The sequence below is a fragment of the Flavobacterium sp. B167r genome, assembly GCF_056824315.1.
This window is the reverse complement of sequence record NZ_CP124859.1, coordinates 5,219,957-5,238,436: the sequence shown is the minus strand read 5'-3', so window position 1 is coordinate 5,238,436 and position 18,480 is coordinate 5,219,957. Positions and strand designations below refer to the sequence as shown.

At 33.6% G+C, this 18,480-nt stretch carries 18 protein-coding genes; 1 reads left to right on the top strand and 17 read right to left on the bottom strand.

Features of this window, described 5'->3' with window-relative positions; genetic code table 11:
- Positions 1 to 5: 5 nt before the first annotated feature.
- Positions 6 to 1,439 carry a CCA tRNA nucleotidyltransferase gene (locus tag QLQ96_RS22810; RefSeq protein ID WP_482493409.1) on the bottom strand — a complete coding sequence of 478 codons (1,434 nt, stop codon included), beginning with the start codon at positions 1,437 to 1,439 and terminating at the stop codon, positions 6 to 8.
- A 473-nt stretch (positions 1,440 to 1,912) separates the two neighbouring features.
- Between QLQ96_RS22810 and yaaA the strand changes: the two genes are divergently transcribed.
- Positions 1,913 to 2,671 (top strand): peroxide stress protein YaaA, encoded by a 759-nt coding sequence (gene yaaA / locus QLQ96_RS22805; RefSeq protein WP_482493408.1) that lies wholly within the window; start codon positions 1,913 to 1,915, stop codon positions 2,669 to 2,671.
- 142 nt (positions 2,672 to 2,813) lie between these two features.
- Here the strand turns inward: yaaA and QLQ96_RS22800 are convergent, their stop codons facing one another.
- The 16 genes from QLQ96_RS22800 to QLQ96_RS22725 all read right to left on the bottom strand — a co-directional run bounded on the left by QLQ96_RS22800 (position 2,814) and on the right by QLQ96_RS22725 (position 18,358).
- The gene (locus tag QLQ96_RS22800; RefSeq protein ID WP_482493407.1) at positions 2,814 to 4,400 is read right to left on the bottom strand and encodes an MDR family MFS transporter; all 1,587 of its coding nucleotides are present in this window, start codon (positions 4,398 to 4,400) and stop codon (positions 2,814 to 2,816) included.
- 4 nt (positions 4,401 to 4,404) lie between these two features.
- A complete protein-coding gene (locus QLQ96_RS22795) occupies positions 4,405 to 5,484 on the bottom strand; it encodes an HlyD family secretion protein (protein WP_482493406.1) in 1,080 nt (359 codons plus the stop codon).
- Between the two features lie 12 nt (positions 5,485 to 5,496).
- Complete coding sequence (locus tag QLQ96_RS22790; RefSeq protein ID WP_482493405.1) at positions 5,497 to 6,816, bottom strand: TolC family protein; 1,320 nt, start codon at positions 6,814 to 6,816, stop codon at positions 5,497 to 5,499.
- Entirely contained in the window at positions 6,806 to 7,435 is a 630-nt protein-coding gene (locus QLQ96_RS22785; protein WP_482493404.1) for a TetR/AcrR family transcriptional regulator, read from the bottom strand. The genes QLQ96_RS22790 and QLQ96_RS22785 overlap by 11 nt, the downstream gene beginning before the upstream one ends.
- 175 nt (positions 7,436 to 7,610) lie before the next feature.
- Entirely contained in the window at positions 7,611 to 8,324 is a 714-nt protein-coding gene (locus QLQ96_RS22780) for a hypothetical protein (RefSeq protein ID WP_482493403.1), read from the bottom strand.
- 11 nt (positions 8,325 to 8,335) lie between these two features.
- Positions 8,336 to 9,097, bottom strand: coding sequence for a tryptophan synthase subunit alpha (gene trpA / locus QLQ96_RS22775; protein ID WP_482493402.1), 762 nt, complete (start codon positions 9,095 to 9,097; stop codon positions 8,336 to 8,338).
- 103 nt (positions 9,098 to 9,200) lie between these two features.
- Positions 9,201 to 9,938, bottom strand: a complete 738-nt coding sequence (locus tag QLQ96_RS22770) for a carbon-nitrogen hydrolase family protein (RefSeq protein WP_482493401.1) — start codon at positions 9,936 to 9,938, stop codon at positions 9,201 to 9,203.
- Positions 9,939 to 9,944: 6 nt separating this feature from the next.
- Positions 9,945 to 10,265 (bottom strand): gamma-glutamylcyclotransferase family protein, encoded by a 321-nt coding sequence (locus tag QLQ96_RS22765; RefSeq protein ID WP_482493400.1) that lies wholly within the window; start codon positions 10,263 to 10,265, stop codon positions 9,945 to 9,947.
- 79 nt (positions 10,266 to 10,344) lie between these two features.
- Positions 10,345 to 11,526 carry a tryptophan synthase subunit beta gene (trpB, locus tag QLQ96_RS22760; RefSeq protein ID WP_482493399.1) on the bottom strand — a complete coding sequence of 394 codons (1,182 nt, stop codon included), beginning with the start codon at positions 11,524 to 11,526 and terminating at the stop codon, positions 10,345 to 10,347.
- Positions 11,527 to 11,538: 12 nt separating this feature from the next.
- Positions 11,539 to 12,171 (bottom strand): phosphoribosylanthranilate isomerase, encoded by a 633-nt coding sequence (locus QLQ96_RS22755; RefSeq protein ID WP_482493398.1) that lies wholly within the window; start codon positions 12,169 to 12,171, stop codon positions 11,539 to 11,541.
- A gap of 99 nt (positions 12,172 to 12,270) precedes the next feature.
- Positions 12,271 to 13,050, bottom strand: coding sequence for an indole-3-glycerol phosphate synthase TrpC (trpC, locus tag QLQ96_RS22750; RefSeq protein WP_482493397.1), 780 nt, complete (start codon positions 13,048 to 13,050; stop codon positions 12,271 to 12,273).
- Positions 13,051 to 13,121: 71 nt separating this feature from the next.
- Positions 13,122 to 14,114: an anthranilate phosphoribosyltransferase gene (trpD, locus tag QLQ96_RS22745; RefSeq protein WP_482493396.1), complete on the bottom strand. Its 993-nt coding sequence runs from the start codon at positions 14,112 to 14,114 to the stop codon at positions 13,122 to 13,124.
- A 77-nt stretch (positions 14,115 to 14,191) separates the two neighbouring features.
- Positions 14,192 to 14,758 (bottom strand): anthranilate synthase component II, encoded by a 567-nt coding sequence (locus QLQ96_RS22740; RefSeq protein ID WP_482493395.1) that lies wholly within the window; start codon positions 14,756 to 14,758, stop codon positions 14,192 to 14,194.
- A 93-nt stretch (positions 14,759 to 14,851) separates the two neighbouring features.
- A complete protein-coding gene (locus QLQ96_RS22735; RefSeq protein WP_482493394.1) occupies positions 14,852 to 15,295 on the bottom strand; it encodes a hypothetical protein in 444 nt (147 codons plus the stop codon).
- Positions 15,296 to 15,378: 83 nt separating this feature from the next.
- A complete protein-coding gene (locus QLQ96_RS22730; protein WP_482493393.1) occupies positions 15,379 to 16,779 on the bottom strand; it encodes an anthranilate synthase component I family protein in 1,401 nt (466 codons plus the stop codon).
- Positions 16,780 to 17,077: 298 nt separating this feature from the next.
- The gene (locus QLQ96_RS22725; protein ID WP_482493392.1) at positions 17,078 to 18,358 is read right to left on the bottom strand and encodes a hypothetical protein; all 1,281 of its coding nucleotides are present in this window, start codon (positions 18,356 to 18,358) and stop codon (positions 17,078 to 17,080) included.
- Between the last annotated feature and the right edge of the window lie 122 nt (positions 18,359 to 18,480).

Sequence of the window (18,480 nt, the reverse complement as noted above, 5' to 3'; positions counted from 1 at the left end):
ACTACTTATTTCTCAACTTTTTTTAAGCCTAATTTCTCAGCTCTTTTTATCACAAAATCGTAAGCTGCTTGATATTCGTTTGGAATATCTCCTTCTAAAATAGCTTCTTTTACAGCTTCTTTTAAAACGCCTATTTCACGAGAAGGCTTTAAATCAAATATTTCCATAATTTCTTCTCCAGTAATTGGCGGTTGGAAATTACGGACATGATCGCGCTCTTCAACTTCAACGATTTTCTTGCGGACAAGCTCGAAGTTTTTGTGATACTTTTTAAATTTCGCAGGATTTTTGGTTGTGATATCTGCTTCACATAAAGTCATTAAATTCTCAACATCTTCGCCAGCATCAAAAACCAAACGACGAACAGCGCTGTCAGTTACAATGTCATCAGCCAAAACAATTGGACGCGAACTCATGATAACCATTTTCTGAACGAATTTCATTTTATGGTTTAAAGGCATATGCAAACGTTCGAAGATTTTCTTAGCCATTTTTCCGCCAAGAAATTCATGTCCGTGAAAAGTCCATCCTTGTTTTTTAGCGAAACGCTTTGTTGGCGCTTTTCCAATATCATGTAACAAAGCCGACCAACGAAGCCAAACATCATCAGTATTTGGACAAATGTTATCAACAACTTCTAACGTGTGGTAAAAATTGTTTTTATGTGTATGGCCTTCAATTTCTTCTACCTGATTCAATGCTGTTAATTCAGGTAAAATAATATCTAAAAGTCCTGTTTTGTATAAAAGTAAAAATCCAGTTGAAGGTTTATCCGTCATAAGGATTTTGTTTAATTCGTCAACGATTCTTTCGCCAGAAATAATTTTGATTCTTTCGGCATTTTTTGTGATGGCATTCAATGAATTTTCTTCAATTTCGAAATTCAATTGAGTCGCAAAACGTATCGCGCGAAGCATACGCAAAGGATCGTCAGAATACGTAATATCTGGATCCAAAGGCGTTTTGATTGTTTTGTTTTCTAAATCGGTTAAACCATCAAAAGGGTCCAAAAGATCTCCGAAATTATTTTGATTTAAAGACAAAGCAAAAGCATTGATCGTAAAATCACGACGATTTTGATCATCTTGTAAAGTTCCGTTTTCTACAATCGGATTTCGGCTGTCACGGCTATAAGATTCTTTTCGTGCGCCAACAAATTCAATATCGGTATCTTCAAAACGAAGCATTGCTGTTCCATAACTTTTGAAAACTTGAACTTTTGGCTTGTTCGGAAGTAAATCAGAAACTTTAAGCGCTAATTCAATTCCGCTTCCAACTGCTACAACGTCGATGTCTTTTTTAGAACCTCTGTTTAAAAGCAAATCACGAACAAATCCGCCGATCACATAAGAGTCAACATTTAATTCTTGGGAAGCTTTCGAAATGATATCGAATATTTTGTTTTGTAAAGCAGTTTTATAGTTTGTTTGTATAGCCACGAATTCACTAGTTTTTGAGTAAAATGCAATTTGAATTTCAGACGAAATAAAATGCACGCAAATTTACAACATAGAAAATGCCTATTATAATCTATCGATCACTTTTTTGAAGAATTTAATAGTTTTCGATGTTGATTTTTGTGAAAATTGGAAAAGGGCTGCCGCGAATTACACGAATGAACACGAATTTATTTTTTGTGCCACAGATTTAAAGGATTGAAAAGGATTTTAAATGCGTGATAAAGATACGAATTGCACTGAAAAAGGTTTGCCACGAATTTCTCGAATCAACACGAATTGTTTTTTAAACATAAAAAAAATCATTTTTAATCCTTTTAATCTGTGGCTAAAAATTAGTGTAATTCGTGAAATTCGTGGCAGAAAAAAAAATATACGCTCATAGAACAAATCAATTGCAAACGATAATTTTTAGAAAAGCAATTTGTATTTTTGAATCATAGAAAAATGTACAAATGAAAATTGTTATATCTCCAGCGAAATCATTGAATTTCGAAAAAGAATTACCAACATCTCAATATACAGAACCGTCTTTTTTAAAAGAGGCAAGAGTGGTTCACAAAGTAGTTAAGGAAAAAAAGCCAGCAGAATTGTCTGAATTAATGTCGATTTCAGAAAAACTAGCCGATTTAAACTGGAAAAGAAATCAGGATTGGAAAACGCCTTTCACACCAGAAAATGCGCGCCCAGCAGTTTATACTTTTGATGGCGATGTTTACACAGGATTGGATGCGTATACAATTCCGTTAGAAAAATTAGATGTTTTACAAGATAAACTTCGAATATTATCAGGTCTTTATGGACTTTTAAAACCTCTTGATTTAATGCAAGCATACCGTTTGGAAATGGGAACTAAAATGCCAGTTGCAGAATCTAAAAATCTTCATGAATTCTGGAAACCAACGGTTACAAAAGCTTTAAACAAAGAATTGAAAAAAGATGAGTTGTTTGTGAATTTAGCAAGTAACGAATATTTTTCTGCTGTTGATGTAAAAGCTTTGAAAGTGCCTGTAATCACTCCAGATTTTAAAGATTACAAAGATGGAAAACTAAAAATGATCAGTTTCTTTGCGAAAAAGGCGAGAGGAATGATGGTTCGTTATATTATCGATACGAATGCTGAAACTATTGATGATTTAAAAGGTTTCAATTACGAAGGATACCAGTTTGACGCTAATCTTTCTAAAGGAAATCATTTGGTTTTTACAAGATAGTTTTTTTAAGGTACAAAGGTTCAAAGGTGCTGAGGTACTAAGGTTTTAATGGGACCGAGACTGAGACTGAAAACTAAAAAAAACAACGCCGAATTCAATTAAGAATTCGGCGTTTATGCGTATTATAAAATTATTATTATCATTAATGCATTGCGTCGGCTGCACTAATTTTGTTCTTCCCTTTTTTAATAAAGAGAATAATCGGTATGCAACATAAAAACATTATTCCTAGATACATGAATATATCCATGTAAGCCATTACCGTACTTTGCTTCATTACTGAATATTCTATGGCTTGATAGGCTTTTTTCAAAGCAACATCTGCGCTATATCCTTTTGCCATGAAGGCTTGCTGCATTCCTGCAATTCGCTGCTGCACATCAAATTTGGCAGGATCTAGATTGTTAATTAAATCTACTCTATGCGACTGGCTGAAACGAGTGATGAAAGTTGTAATGATCGCAATACCAAAAGATCCGCCTAACTGACGCATCATTCCTGTAAATGCTGCTCCTTCACCAATGTGTTTTCCTTTCAAAGTAGAAAGAGAAAGTGTTGTAATAGGCACGAAAAGTAATCCTAGACCAATTCCTCTTAAAATTAAAGGCCAGTACATATGTTCAACTCCGGTGTCTGGTGTCATCCTGCTGTACATCATAAAGGTAAAGAAGAAGAAAACTAAAAATCCAACTCCAACCATATAACCTTGAGGCACACCTTTCTGAATCATATTTCCAACAAATGGCATCATGATTGCCGTTGTGATAGATCCCGGAATTAATAATAAACCGGCATCAGTTGCTGTCCATCCTAAAATAGACTGCGTATAAATCGGGATAATCAATGTTGAACCGTATAGACCAAAACCAAGAATAAAACACATCACGGTTCCAATTCTTAAGTTTCCGTCTTTCAAAACACTTAAGTTCACGATTGGATATTTATAAGTAAGCTCTCTCCAGATAAATAAAACCAATCCAAGAACTGTAACAACACTTAGGGTTACGATTAAAGAATCGTTAAACCAGTCGTCTTGCTGTCCGTGTTCTAGTACGAATTGTAAAGAACCAATAAAGGCACTCAACAAAATAATTCCCCACCAGTCAACCTGATTTGCTTTTAATTTTTCTCCATATTTCGGACTTCTAACGAAAGTTAAAGCCAAAATTGTAGCAATAATTCCTAACGGAATATTGATGTAGAAAATATAAGGCCAAGAATAATTATCAACCAAATAACCTCCTAAAGGTGGTCCAAGAGTTGGTCCAACAATTACACCCATTCCGTAAATCGCTTGTGCCATTCCACGTTTTGCTACAGGGTAACTTTCTGTAATGATCGTTTGGGCTGTTACTAGAAGTGCTCCACCACCCATACCCTGTACGAATCGGAAAGCTACTAGCTCCCATATATTTGAGGCATTACCACACAAAAAGGAGCAGACTGTAAATATTATGATTGAAGCCACAAAATAATTTCGTCTTCCAAATTGCTGCGATAGCCAGCTCGTCATCGGAATTACAATAACATTCGCAATTGCGTATGCTGTAATTACCCATGCAACGTCGGTCAAGGTTGCGCCAAGACTTCCTCGCATGTCTGTTAGTGCAACGTTTACAATCGTCGTGTCAACAATTTCCAGCAATGCACAAAGTACTGCCGTAATCGTAATGACAACACGTCTGAAACCGTATTCTACTAAATCGTCATCTTGTACTGCTGTTGCCATTTATTTATTTTACATGTACATCTACATCAACGTTCATTCCTGGGCGTAATAATTTTACTTTCTCAGGATCGTTTGATTGATCTAAACTAATTTTTACTGGTAATCTCTGAATTGTTTTTACGAAGTTTCCTGTTGCATTGTCAGGAGGTAATAATGAAAAACGAGATCCTGTTGCAGGTGAAAATGATGTTAAAGTTCCTTTGAATTCGTAGTTTGGATAAGCATCAACTTTTAAGCTTACTTTTTGTCCCACAACCATTTTGTTCAATTGTGTTTCTTTAAAGTTAGCTACAACCCAAGCTTCATTGTTATTAATGATATAGAATAAAGATTGCCCTGGCTGAACCAATTGTCCTGGCTGAATATCGACTTTAGAAACCTGACCGTCAATTGCAGCAGTAACTACTGTATAAGAAAGATTTAAATGCGCAACATCAAGCATAGTTTTCGCTTTTTTGATATTAGCTGCAGCAACTTCTGTTTGTTTGTCAGAAACTTTAGATTTTGATTGAATAACAGATTTTTGGTAAGAACTAGCTCTTTGTTGTTGTTCTAAAACACGTACTTGGTTTTCAGCTTCTTCTTTTGCTGTCAAAGCTTGCTCATATTGCTGTTTAGTAATTGTATGAGTTTTATACAAGTTATTGTAACGGTTATAATCGTTTGTAAGCTGTCTCAATCTAATTTTAGCACTTTCGATAGAACCTCCTGCAGATCTCATTTGAGCATCTGAAACAGAAATACTTGCGTAAGCACTTCCAATATCCGCTTTTGCAGCTTCGTATTGACCTTCAGCTCCTAATAAAGCAGCGTTAGCTTCATCAATCTTTAATTGATAATCTCTCTTGTCGATAGTAAATAAAGTATCTCCTTTTTTTACATAATCATTATCTTTCACATAAACTTTACTGATATATCCAGAAACTCTTGGAATAATCGGATTCATTTTTTTCTCGATCTGAGCATCATCTGTTTCTTCGTGAGCTTGGCCGTGTAAATATTTTGATATTCCGTAAGTTCCTCCCAATAAAACCAAAACGGTTAATATGATGATGAATTTTTTATTTGTCTTTTTCTTTTCCATGAGAGCTATCGATTATATTTTAGAAAGATTGAATGATTGTGATAATTGTCCTGATACTGAAAGTAATTCGTAATATTTTTGAATGATTGTTGCTTTAGATAAAGCTGTTTGAATTTTGGCATTTAATTGTTCTACATCGGCCTCTACCAAATCATTAGTGTCAGATAAACCATTGTCAAATTTATCTTTTACTAATCTGTAATTTTCTGCAGCCTGCTGAAGCGCTTCGTCATAAACAACACTTTGGTTGATGGCTAAGTCGTAATCTTCAATAGATTTTTGAACTTCAACTTTGATTCGGTCAGTCATAACAGCTTCAGTGTTTTTTACTTCCAAAGCTCTGCTTTCTGCCTCTTTAACATGCACATTGTTTTTTAGAATTCCTGATAAATCATAAGACAACCCGATTCCAAAATTCATAGCGTATTTTACAGTTATGATATCTTTAAGATCCAACGCTGTATAACCACCAAGTAATGAGATTGCTGGATAATATCCTGCTTTTGCTATTTTTACATTAGCTTCAGAAGCTTTGCTTTGCAATCTTATTGCTTCTAAATCTTTTCTGCTTTCAAGTGCAACAGCATCAGATGTTATAGAGTTACTTGTTTTTAAATTAAAGAAATCTTGCTCGTTTACCTCAATTTTTACAGAAGGATCTAATTTAAGCAATGTTGTTAGGTAGTAATTGATGTTATTGATATTATTATTAGCTTCATCAATAGATAATTGCGTTTTAGAAACCAATAATTGCGCTTTCAATAAATCATTTCTCGGAATAATTCCGTTTTTCTCCAATTCTGTGAAATCAGTAACACGTTGTTTAGCACTTTTTTGATTTTCATTTAAAACATCTAATGTTTTTTGAGCTTTGTATAGTGCTGTGTAATAGGTGATTGCTTTCAAAGCAACATCTTCTTTAGTTTTTGCAGCATTAGCAGTTTCTGCTTCGTACATTCCTTCAGATGCATCTATGCTACTTTGAATTTTAAATCCAGCAAAAATAGGAAGACTTAAATTAGCCATTCCAATCATTGCTCTGTCTGGAGATGCTAATGAAGCACTTTCGCCTTGATTTGGCATATCAATAGATGCTTTTGTAAGACGCTGATATTGACCTGAAATTTTAAGATCTGGGTACTGATTATTCTTTACGGTTTTTAATTCGTACATTTTTGTGTTTACCTTGGTATTGGCAAGCGTAACTTCGTTACTCTTTTCCCAAGCCATTTGTACGGCCTCGCCCAAGGTTAAACTTGTTTTTTCTTGTGCTTCCATTGAAGATATTCCTATAAAGAAAACTCCAAAGAGCATTAATTGACTAATTTTCATAAACAAGTAGCGCTTTTATAGTTTGTTGAATGTGCTTTGTAAGATCGTTTTTAATGTAATTGTTAAACATTTCTTCTGTTTTTAAATCTAATAATTCTTCGAAGAAAGAGCGATTCATGTGAAAGTGAAAGAAGGTTCCAATAATTGTAGGCGTAATCAGTTGGATATTAATGTCTTTTCTGAAAACTCCCTGAGTTTGACCTTGCTTGATAATGCTTTCTACAGATTTTAAATTTCCTTTTTTAAGATCTGTAAAAGCTTGAAGGCTTTTTTCTCTTTTCTTATTGTTTAGTTCAAAATGTAAAACCCTGTAAATCCCTTTGTTAAGGCAAATTCTGTTAATGTAAATTTCGATTAATTTATTGACTTTTTCAAGGGGTTCAAGATTTTCCTTCAATAAATTTTCGAGTTGTAATTTTAAATCAACGGTTTTATGAAAAATCAAAGCCTCTAATAGCTTCTCTTTCGAACCAAAATAATACGAGACCATGGCAATATTAATTTTTGCCTCTTTGGAGATATCTCGTATCGATGTGCCCTCAAATCCTTTCTCAGAAAATAGCATCTCAGCTACGTTAAGAATCTGAATTTTTTTATCGTTTAATTCGATGTTTGACATGATAGTGTTTCTAATCGGATGCAAAATTAAACACTTGTTTAATTTAAACACTTGTTTAATTTTATTTTAACACAATATTAACATAAAACGGTTTCGATATTTTAGGTTCTGAATTTGCCTCTAAAGCATAAAAAAAGCCTGAAAAATCTAGTCTTTCAGGCTAATTGTTTTCTATTTAATTCTTTGGTAATTTAACTTCCTTAAAAATGCCAATATTAGAAAATGATTGAAGATCAGTTTTGTTTTCTGGTGTCAGATCATATCGGATATTAGAAATAATTTCATTTTTTTGCGATAATTTTAAATCTTCAATTGATATTTTTGAAACAATATTTGAGCTTTTTGTTCTGATGAAAATATTTGTTTTTTTGAAATTTAAAGTATCTAAATGTTCAGGTTCTAAACTCTCAACGTCATTTAAATTATAAAAGAAAATACTATCGCGAGATTCTTTAAATGTTTCAAATTGATATCTTTTATAACCTTGATTTCTAAGTACAAAACCTTCATTTTGAAAAATCTTAGTTTTAACTTTAATTCCTTTTTCCTCACTATCCCTAATTTTTAAAGGTATGAAGATTTTGTTTGGAGCTATTTGATCATCAAGCTCTTCACAGACAACACCAGAAATATTTCGTTTTGTGGGAATGGTTTCAAAATATTGAAATGGTAATGGTTTTACTTGATCGATGTCAAATACTTGTGTTGAATCTAAAATAATATAACCAAAAATATGTGAATCACGCCCTCCCCAAGCATCGTATTTATAAATAACTTTCGAGGAATTTTCAATTTTTTGAATAAATAATTCTGAAATCTTCCAGCTACGATCACAACTCATATTTAAAAATACAGTTGCTAAAAAGATGATACTCTTAAAATATTTCATTCTGAATTTATCTATCGAATTTCTCCAACAAACTCAGCAATTTTCCCGCTTCCGCTTTCGCTTAAATGTTTAATAAAAGCACTTCCGATAATTGCTCCTTTTGCATATTTAGTTGCTTGACTGAAAGTTTCTTTATTCGAAATTCCGAAACCAACAATTTGAGGATTTTTCAAGTTCAGATTTGATATTCTTTCAAAATATTCTTCTTGAACATTTCCAAAACCAGATTGAGATCCCGTAACACTTGCAGAACTTACCATATAAATAAATCCGTTTGAAACGCTGTCAATAAAACGAATTCTTTCGTCTGAAGTTTGGGGCGTAATCAAAAACACATTAATTAAACCATATTTTTCGAAAATCGTTTTGTATTCATCAGCATAAACATCAACAGGAAGATCTGGAATAATCAAACCGTCAATTCCGATTTCAGCACATTTTTGGCAAAAAGCTTCAACTCCGTATTGCAACATCGGATTAAAATATCCCATAATAATCAACGGAATTTTTACGCTTTCGCGGATGTTCTTCAGCTGATCGAATAGAATTTGAGTGGTCATTCCGTTATGAAGCGCCTGCGTCGAACTCGCCTGAATTGTTGGTCCATCGGCTAAAGGATCACTGAAAGGAAGTCCGATTTCGATTAAATCTACTCCGTTTTTTTCTAAATCCTGAATGATCTGCACCGTATCGTTTAAGTTCGGATATCCAGCAGAAAAATAAATAGAAAGTATCTTTTTATCTTCTTGTAATTTCTGAGTTATTCTGTTCATTTTAATATTTTTTATTCCTGCAAGGTTTTCAAAACCTTGTAGGTGTTTTTATTTTACGTAATTTGTATTCATACTTACAAGATTTTGAAAACCTTGCAGGAATCTAAGTTGTAATGATTTTACTGCTCCAATCATCTCCTTGTTTTTCAACAAGCAATAATCCCGAATCTGAATCATTCATTTGAGCAATTAATTCTCCTTTATTGTTCCAGAATGCACTTTGTCCTGCAGAAGGCGAACCCCAAGATTCTCCGCTGAAATTGGACATTAAAACATTCATTTCGTGTTTTTGAGCATAGTTTTGCAAATGGCTGTATGCATTCGGAATTCCGTTTGGCGAAAAGAAAATACTTGCTATATAAATATCAGTATATTTTTTCTTTGCGTTTTCGGGATGCAGCGGATTGTCAATATCAGCACAAATTGCAAATGAAATATTTTGATTTTCAATCGTAATCAGCGGATTATAATCAAACGAAGGTTGAAAAAAATCATCTTCACCTTCATGCAAAAATTGTTTCGTATAAATAGAAACTGAATTGTCTGGAGTTATAATAAATTCACCAATCAACAATTTCGAATCTATTTTTATAGGCGCCCCAGCAATAATTACGATATTATTTCTAACTGACAATTCTTTAAAATAATCAATTCTATAATCATCTTCAGTAAAAGCTAAAGATTCAGCATTTTCTCTTTCATATCCAGTAATCGATAATTCGGGAAACGCAATTAAATTAGCTCCGTTTTGAGCAGCCAATTCAATAAGCTGATAATGAATTAATAAATTAGAAGATATATCTCCGCGTTTGGGTTTTGTTTGCGCTGCCGCTAAAATCATTTTTGATTATTTATTTTCTGTATAAACCCAAGCCACTCTTCCTGATTGAAGTTTGACTTGAACTCTTTTGTACGAATTAGATTCGAATTGATCTACTTTTAACAATTCTGGATTAGAAACTTCAAAAACGACACCGTGTATAATGTCTTCCAAACTTTCACTTGGCACAGCCACAACATAGTCTGCCATTCCAAATTCTTCTTCAATTTGTAAACTTTTAAGCTTGAATCCCAGTATTTGATCTGGACTACCGCTTAAAACTTTATTAAAAATCTGCATTTGAACTTGTTTCGATCTTAATGTTCCGTATGAGAATAATAGTTCCATAATTATGATTTCTCTTTATTTGTTAGCGTAAAGACTCCCGACTGCTATCGAGATTTTACTGACAAAATTACGATTTTTATTACAATTTAAAGTATTCAATATAATTATCTAAATCTTTATCGCCACGCCCAGAAAGACTAATTACAACAATATCTGTTGGTTTAAATTTCTTTTGATCTAAAACCGCAAAAGCGTGTGCACTTTCTATTGCAGGAATAATTCCTTCCAATTTTGTCAATTGAAGGCCGGCATTCATGGCGTCATCATCAGTAACCGAGAAAAATTCTCCTCTTCCTGTTTGTGCTAAATGTGCGTGTAAAGGTCCAACTCCTGGGTAATCTAAACCGGCAGAAATAGAATAAGGTTCTGTAATTTGTCCGTCTGGAGTTTGCATTAAAAGCGTTTTACATCCATGGATAACACCAACTTTTCCTAATTTACTAGTTGCGGCACTGTGTCCGCTATCAACACCTTTTCCAGCTGCTTCAACTGCAATAATGCCAACTTCTGGTTCATGTAAAAAGTGATAATAAGTTCCAGCAGCATTACTTCCTCCACCAATGCAAGCTACAACATAATCGGGATTTTCACGGCCTTCTTTTTCTTTTAATTGCCATTTGATTTCCTCAGAAATAATACTTTGAAAACGAGTTACCATATCTGGATAAGGATGCGGTCCAATTGCAGAACCAATAATGTAATGTGTATCAACCGGATTATTGATCCAATCGCGAATTGCTTCGTTTGTAGCATCTTTTAAAGTTCTCGAACCCGAAAGCGCTGGACGAACTTCTGCTCCTAACATTTTCATACGAGCTACGTTTGGCGCCTGACGTGCAATGTCGATTTCGCCCATGTAAACAATGCACTCAATTCCCATTAAAGCACAAACTGTCGCCGTTGCTACACCATGTTGTCCCGCTCCAGTTTCGGCAATAATTCTTTTTTTGCCTAAACGTTTTGCAAGCAAGATTTGCCCGATAGTATTGTTTACTTTGTGTGCTCCGGTATGGTTTAGGTCTTCTCTTTTCAGATAAACTTTGGTATTGTATTTTTCAGATAAACGTTTTGCAAAATACAATGGGCTAGGGCGGCCGACATAATCTTTCAGCAATTGGTTGAACTCTGCTTTAAAATCAGGTTCATCCATTATGCTTAAATATTTCTGACGTAATTCTTCTACATTTGGATATAACATTTCTGGAATAAAAGCTCCTCCAAATTCTCCGTAATATCCTTTTTCGTTAACGTTAAAACTCATTTTATTTAAATTTTAAAAGTTGGCAACATCAAATTTTCGTTTGAAATTGCTTAATAGATTTTTATTTTTCAGCCCTGGTTCGATTTCAAATTTACTATTTACATCGATAGCATAAATAGGTAATTTGGTTTTTGAAATTTCTTCAATGGCTTTTAATTCGTTCATTCCGATGCCACCGCTTAAAAAGAAAGGTTTTTTCGAATTGTATTTTTTTAATATAGTCCAGTCGAAAGTGGTTCCGTTTCCACCTGGAAGTTTTCCTTTTGTGTCAAACAGAAAATAATCGCAGACATTTTCGAAAGGTTTTATGACTTCAAAATCAAAATTTTCATCAGCCGAAAAGACTTTGATAATTTCGATTTTCTTTGGAAGTTTTCCTTTTAAATCCGAACAAAATTCAACCGATTCTTCTCCGTGCAATTGAACGGCTTGTAAATTGTATTTTTCGACTTTTTCTAGAATTTCTTCTTGACTTTGATTGACAAAAACGCCTACTTTTTTAATGGTTTTTATCAATTCGGGAACATTCCCGTTGCAATATCTAGCGGACTTTTCCCAGAAAATAAATCCCATATAATCGGGTAGGAGCGCGCCTACTTCGAGGATATTTTCTGGATATTTCATGCCGCATATTTTGAGTTTCATTTTTTTGATGCTTTATGCTTTAAGCAATAAGCTTTAAGCTTTTTTTACTGTGTGTATTTTGCTGTTTTTTTTTAAAGCTTACAGCCTAAAGCTTATTGCTTATAGCTGACTTATAAAGTCAATAGCTGCTTGACCTGCGTTGTCGGTTTTCATGAAGTTTTCTCCAATTAAGAAACCTTTGTAACCGTAAGGTTTTAGTTCTTGAATGGCTTCAATTGATGAAATTCCGCTTTCTGAAACTTTTACAAAATCATTCGGAATTTGAGATGCCAATTCTTTACTGAAATCCAAACTTACTTCGAATGTTTTTAAATTTCTGTTGTTTACGCCAATCATATCCAAAGTTGGCATAATTGATTTTTCCAGTTCTTCCTGATTATGAACTTCCAAAAGAACTTCTAAATTTAAACTTTTAGCAAATTCAGATAAAGATTTAATTTCTTCGCGTGTTAAAACTGCAGCGATTAATAGAATCAAATCGGCTCCGTGGGCTTTTGCTTCTAATATTTGATATTCGTCTACAATAAATTCTTTTCGCAAAAGCGGAATATTTACTGAAGCTCTTGCTAAAAGCAAATCGTCTAAAGATCCGCCGAAATATTTTCCGTCTGTTAAAACTGAAATTCCGCATGCACCAGCATTTTCGTAACCCTTTACCACTTCTTCAACCGTAAAATTATTGTTGATGATTGATTTTGAGGGAGAACGGCGTTTGTGTTCTGCAATAATCCCAGAATTACTTTCTCTTAATTTCTGACTAAGAGAAATCGTCTGTTTTCCAAAAAAGACAGAAGCTTCCAACTGAGAAACTGGAATAATCGATTTCTTCAGAATCACTTCTCTTTTTTTGTCTATTATTATTTTATCTAAAATGTTCATTGTCTTTATTTGTTTCAAGTTTCAGGTTTCATGTTCCAATAACTTGAAACTTGAAACTTGAAACTAAAAAATTATTTACTTAATTCTTGTAATTTCTGTAATGCTTTCAATCCTTTTCCAGATAATAAACTTTCTTTTGCGAGTTCAAAACCTTCTTTTGGAGAACATTTTGTAACGGTTGAAATTGCCATTGCGGCATTGGCACAAACGACATTATTTTGTGCATCATTTCCTTTTCCAGAAATGATATTAGTGAAAATTTCAGCAGATTCTTCAATAGTTTTTCCACCTTCGATTTCTGTTTGAGATAAAAGACGAACGCCAAAATCTTCTGGATTTAGCATTCCTTCCATATGATTGGAAATTGTTTTGGTTGGGCCAGTCAACGAAATTTCATCATATCCGTCAAGCGAATGTAGGATTGTGAAATTGGTATCTGTATTTTGGTATAAATACGCATACATTCTCGCCAATTCTAAGTTGAAAACTCCAACCAACTGATTTTGTGGAAATGCCGGATTTACCATTGGTCCCAACATATTAAAGAAGGTTTTTACCGCCAATTCTTTTCTAATTGGTCCAACATTTTTCATTGCTGGGTGAAATAGGGGAGCGTGCAGCACACAGATTCCAGCTTGATCAATACATTTTTCTAAAAATGAAGCATCGTTGCTGAATTTAATTCCCATTTTTTCCATTACGTTGCTTGATCCAGAAATAGAAGAAACGCCGTAATTTCCATGTTTTGCAACTTTTATTCCAGCTCCAGCCGAGACAAAAGAAGCCAAAGTCGAAATATTGAAAGTGTCTTTTCCGTCACCGCCCGTTCCGCACAAATCGATTGTATTGTAAGCTGACAAATCAACGCGAATGCAAAGATCTAATAATGCTTCGCGAAAGCCAGAAAGCTCATCAATTGTAATGCTTCGCATCATAAAAACAGTCAAAAATGCTGAAATCTGACTTGGATTATATTGACCGCTTGAAATATTAATCAAGACGTTTTTTGCCTCTTCTTTCGTAAGCACTTCGTGGTTGATTAATTTGTTTAATATAGTTTTCATTTTTTTTAAGTTGCTAAGGTTCTGAGATACTAAGATTCTAAGTTTTTTTTACTGTGACTGTAAACAGAGACTGAATACTAGCTTTTTATCCAATTCTCTAAAATCCTTTTCCCATTCGGTGTTAAAACGCTCTCTGGATGAAATTGAACACCTCTTACGTCATAGTTTTTATGTCTTAAAGACATAATCTGACCATTTTCATCTACTGAAGTTGCTTCTAAAACGTCTGGTAAATTTGCGTCAACAACCCAAGAATGGTATCTTCCTACTTCAAATTCGTTTCCTAAACCTTCAAACAAAATTTCGTCTGAAACTACTGTTTTTACGTTTGTTGCGACTCCGTGATATACTTTGTCAAGGTTTGAAAGCGTTCCTCCAAAAACTTCTCCGATTGCTTGCTGTCCTAAACAAACTCCAAGAATACTTTTCGTTGGACTGTATTTTTCGATTACTGCTTTTAATAAACCTGCTTCGTCTGGAATTCCAGGTCCTGGAGAAAGTAATATTTTCTCGAATGATGCAATTTCATCTATATCAAATTCGTCATTTCTATAAACGGTAACTTCGCAGTTTAAATCTTCTAAATAGTGCACTAAATTGTAAGTGAAACTATCGTAATTGTCTATAACTAAAATCTTTTTCATTTTTTTAAGTTTCTAAGATGCTAAGTTTCTAAGATTCTAAGTTTTCATACTGTGACTGAAAACTGCGACTGTGACTTGACACCTAATTTTTATTTATTTTTCTCGAACGTATTTTTCTATAATAATTCGATCTATTCCTAATTTTTCTATTTTTTCTACTCCCTTTTGAATTAAAGTGTCGTTTTGAACTTTCACTACAAATTCAAATTTGTTGTTTTCCCAATCGCGGTTATTGAAGAACTCTAAATTTTCTGTGTAAATACTGTCTTTCAAAGTATATTTTCCGCCTCCGCCAAAGAACAATGCTGATGTTGAATCTTTGCCATTTTTTAAATCATGATTAAAAAAAGCAAAGTGTGTATCGTTTATAATTTTAATCATTTTTGTTTTTGAATTGAAAGTCGAAAAAGTCGAATCTTTCTCGGTAGTTTCAGCTGATATAAGACGCCAGGTTCCTTCAATCGAATTCTGATTTTTCTCTGAATTACAAGATGTCATCGCAATGATTAAAACTAAAAAGGATAATGCTTTTTTCATAGTTTATGGTTTTTATTTAGTTTGTGGTTAATTGTTTAAGGTTTCAAGTTTCAAGTTCTGCGACTGAAAACTGCGACTGCCTACTAAATTTTCTCTGCCATTTCTAACGCTGTGTTTAGTGCTCTTAACTTATTGTAAACTTCCTGCATTTCGCTTTCTTCGTCAGAACTTGCTACAATTCCGGCTCCTGCTTGACAATGCAATTGGTGATTTTTAGAAAGGAAAGTTCGAATCATAATCGCGTGATTAAAGTTTCCGTCAAAATCCATAACTCCGATTGCGCCTCCATAAAAATTACGATTTGTTTTTTCGCAGTCTTCAATTAATTGCATCGCTCTGTGTTTTGGCGCACCGCTCAAAGTTCCTGCTGGGAAAGTATCTGCAACAACTTGCATTGTAGTTGCTTTTTCGTGTAAATGTCCCGTAACTTTTGATACCAAGTGAATTACGTGAGAGAAAAACTGAACTTCTCTGTATTTTTCAACATTTACGTCGTGTCCGTTTCTACTTAAATCATTTCTTGCCAAGTCAACTAACATTACATGTTCGCTATTTTCTTTTTTGTCTTCCGAAAGTTCTTTTGCTAAAAGCGCATCGCGTTCATCATTTCCAGTTCTTTTGAAAGTTCCCGCAATTGGGTGAATTTCGGCTTTTCTATCTTTTACGATAATTTGCGCTTCTGGCGAAGAACCGAATATTTTGAAATCCCCGTAATCAAAAAAGAATAAATATGGAGAAGGATTGATGCTTCTTAAAGCTCTGTAAACATTGAATTCGTCTCCTTTGAAACCTTGAGTAAATCGGCGAGAAAGAACCAATTGGAAAACGTCTCCGCGGTAGCAGTGTTTTTTGGCCAAAGCCACATTTGCTTTAAATTCTTCATCTGTTAAGTTTGAGAAACCTTCGCCTTCTTTAGAAAATTTGTATGAAGCAATATTTCTAGATTGCAGTAATTGCTCGATTTCCGAAATATTGTTTTTATTGTCAACGCTATGGCAGAAAATATAGGCTTCGTTTTTGAAGTGATTGATGGCAATAATGTTTTGATAAACTGCATATAAAACATCTGGAATAGAAGTCGCATTGTCTTTTTTAGCAATCGAAACTTTTTCAAAATAACGAACAGCATCGTAAGAAATGTATCCGAATAAACCGTTGTTAATGAATTTAAAATCATTTTTTTCTGATTTAAATTGACCTGAAAATTCCTGAATTACCTGCGGAATATTTGTCGATGCATCAATTGCGATTTTCTCTGAAGTTCCGTCAGGAAAAGTTTTAGAAATAACTTCGTTTTCAATTTTGATTGTAGCAATCGGATTGCAGCAGATGTAAGAGAAACTATTGTCATTTCCGTGATAATCACTACTTTCTAGCAATAAACTATTTGGGAATTTATCTCTGATTTTGAAATAAATGCTTACTGGCGTTACGGTATCTGCCAGAATTTGTTTGTAATGTGTATTAAGAATAAAAGGTTTCAAAATATATAGTTTTATGTTGTTCGTTAATTTGTTTTCAATTGGATCAAAAAAAAAGGGCTTGTCGTGATGACAAGCCCTTTAAATTTATATAGTTTTTACAATACCATAGGAAGCTTCGTTCACGACGTCTGACGTAAATTGTTCCACCACCAAATATTGTTCATTGTTGTTTTCATAACTTATTTTGTTGTGACAAATATATAAATGTAATTTGAATTAGAATACATAAATTTTCAAAAAAAACTTTTCTAAATCTTGAAATTTGTTAAATTTTAATTCTCCGTCCCTTTATAATTCCTTAATTTCCACTTGCTACCGAGTTATTTACATTTAATCTGAAATCTGGATTTCCTTTGATATTTGGTAATGCAAATAATTCGACAAGTTTCATTTTAGTGTATTCTATTCCGTAACCTGGGTTGCCATAATAGTTTTTTATACCAGGATTATTACTTGCAGATTCGCTTTCGATTGTACCTGTACAATTGTTCGCCACAACATTTTTTAAAGTGATTTTTGATAAATTGGCATCACCATTTCCGATACTTCCTTCCAATAAAACAAATGGAGCAAATCCAGAAACTACACTATTTGTTAAGTTGAAAAAGGTGTTTTCTTTGATGTAAGCAGATTCTCTAACCAAACCTTGATTGTTTTCCTCTAGATTAACCAAAGTAATGTTGTTTGCATTTATTTTGGTCATTTTTTTAGTCATGTCTGTATTAGAAACTTTCTCGTAAGAATCAACCTCAAAACATCTTGATCCTGAAATATCTGAAGAAAATGGATGACGAATTGCGATACTATTGCTAATATTAATTTGAGCACCTTGTGTAAAATCAAAATCATCATCTGTAGTTCTGAATGAAATTAAATTACTTAAATTCAGATCTCCGCCGTAGCATTCGAAAGAATCATCATTTGAAAAACTAATTTGAACATGGCTAACAACCGTTTTTCTTCCAACACCGGCAAGAGAAAGACCATTTAGTTCTTTAGAAGCACTTAATTTTCTTCCAGCATATTCGATTCTTACATATTTTAAAACGCCTGAATTATCTTCTGGATCTTGACCTCCGTAATGATTTAAGTTTGCATCTAAATCGAAAGGTAAAGTGTGAATGCCTCCTAGAGAGTTTATTGGAGCTTTTCCTAAAATAATAATTCCACCCCAGTCGCCTGGTTTTCTGTTGTTTATTTCATTTTCCGATGTAAAAATAATTGGATCGGTTTCTAACCCTTCTGCAACAATTTTTGAACCATTAGTAATAACAAGAGTTCCACAAGTTTTATCATCGCCTCGAATAACTGTTCCAGGCTCGATCGTTAGCGTTGCATTATTTGTAACATACACAACACCAACTAAATGATAAACATTACGTTTTGTTAATCGCGTATCTTTATCGATTGTTCCGGCAATTATATTGGTTGCTTCTCCATAGTCATTGCCTGCAGGTTTAAAGCTCGTCCAGTTGTTCATCCAGTTTGAAGTGCCAATGATTCCTTTTGGTTGTTGTTGAGCTTGTGCGAAAAAGCTGGTAACGAAGATTATACATGCAACACGTAATTTTGTTTTCATAACTATAATTTTAATTTCTAGTTTGTGATTTTTTAATTGTCCCAAAATTAGAAGCCGTATGTTAATCAAAGCTCTGATACTTATTACGAAAGTGTTATTTTACTATTAAGAACGTTAAGGAT

Coding starts and splice junctions, on each gene's coding strand:
- QLQ96_RS22735 (WP_482493394.1), bottom strand. CDS start 15,295: ATGAAAAAAGCATTATCCTTTTTAGTTTTAATCATTGCGATGACATCT.
- trpB (WP_482493399.1), bottom strand. CDS start 11,526: ATGAGTTTTAACGTTAACGAAAAAGGATATTACGGAGAATTTGGAGGA.
- QLQ96_RS22725 (WP_482493392.1), bottom strand. CDS start 18,358: ATGAAAACAAAATTACGTGTTGCATGTATAATCTTCGTTACCAGCTTT.
- trpA (WP_482493402.1), bottom strand. CDS start 9,097: ATGAACAGAATAACTCAGAAATTACAAGAAGATAAAAAGATACTTTCT.
- QLQ96_RS22765 (WP_482493400.1), bottom strand. CDS start 10,265: ATGGAACTATTATTCTCATACGGAACATTAAGATCGAAACAAGTTCAA.
- QLQ96_RS22780 (WP_482493403.1), bottom strand. CDS start 8,324: ATGAAATATTTTAAGAGTATCATCTTTTTAGCAACTGTATTTTTAAAT.
- yaaA (WP_482493408.1), top strand. CDS start 1,913: ATGAAAATTGTTATATCTCCAGCGAAATCATTGAATTTCGAAAAAGAA.
- trpD (WP_482493396.1), bottom strand. CDS start 14,114: ATGAAAACTATATTAAACAAATTAATCAACCACGAAGTGCTTACGAAA.
- QLQ96_RS22740 (WP_482493395.1), bottom strand. CDS start 14,758: ATGAAAAAGATTTTAGTTATAGACAATTACGATAGTTTCACTTACAAT.
- QLQ96_RS22770 (WP_482493401.1), bottom strand. CDS start 9,938: ATGATTTTAGCGGCAGCGCAAACAAAACCCAAACGCGGAGATATATCT.
- QLQ96_RS22755 (WP_482493398.1), bottom strand. CDS start 12,171: ATGAAACTCAAAATATGCGGCATGAAATATCCAGAAAATATCCTCGAA.
- QLQ96_RS22785 (WP_482493404.1), bottom strand. CDS start 7,435: ATGTCAAACATCGAATTAAACGATAAAAAAATTCAGATTCTTAACGTA.
- QLQ96_RS22790 (WP_482493405.1), bottom strand. CDS start 6,816: ATGAAAATTAGTCAATTAATGCTCTTTGGAGTTTTCTTTATAGGAATA.
- trpC (WP_482493397.1), bottom strand. CDS start 13,050: ATGAACATTTTAGATAAAATAATAATAGACAAAAAAAGAGAAGTGATT.
- QLQ96_RS22800 (WP_482493407.1), bottom strand. CDS start 4,400: ATGGCAACAGCAGTACAAGATGACGATTTAGTAGAATACGGTTTCAGA.
- QLQ96_RS22795 (WP_482493406.1), bottom strand. CDS start 5,484: ATGGAAAAGAAAAAGACAAATAAAAAATTCATCATCATATTAACCGTT.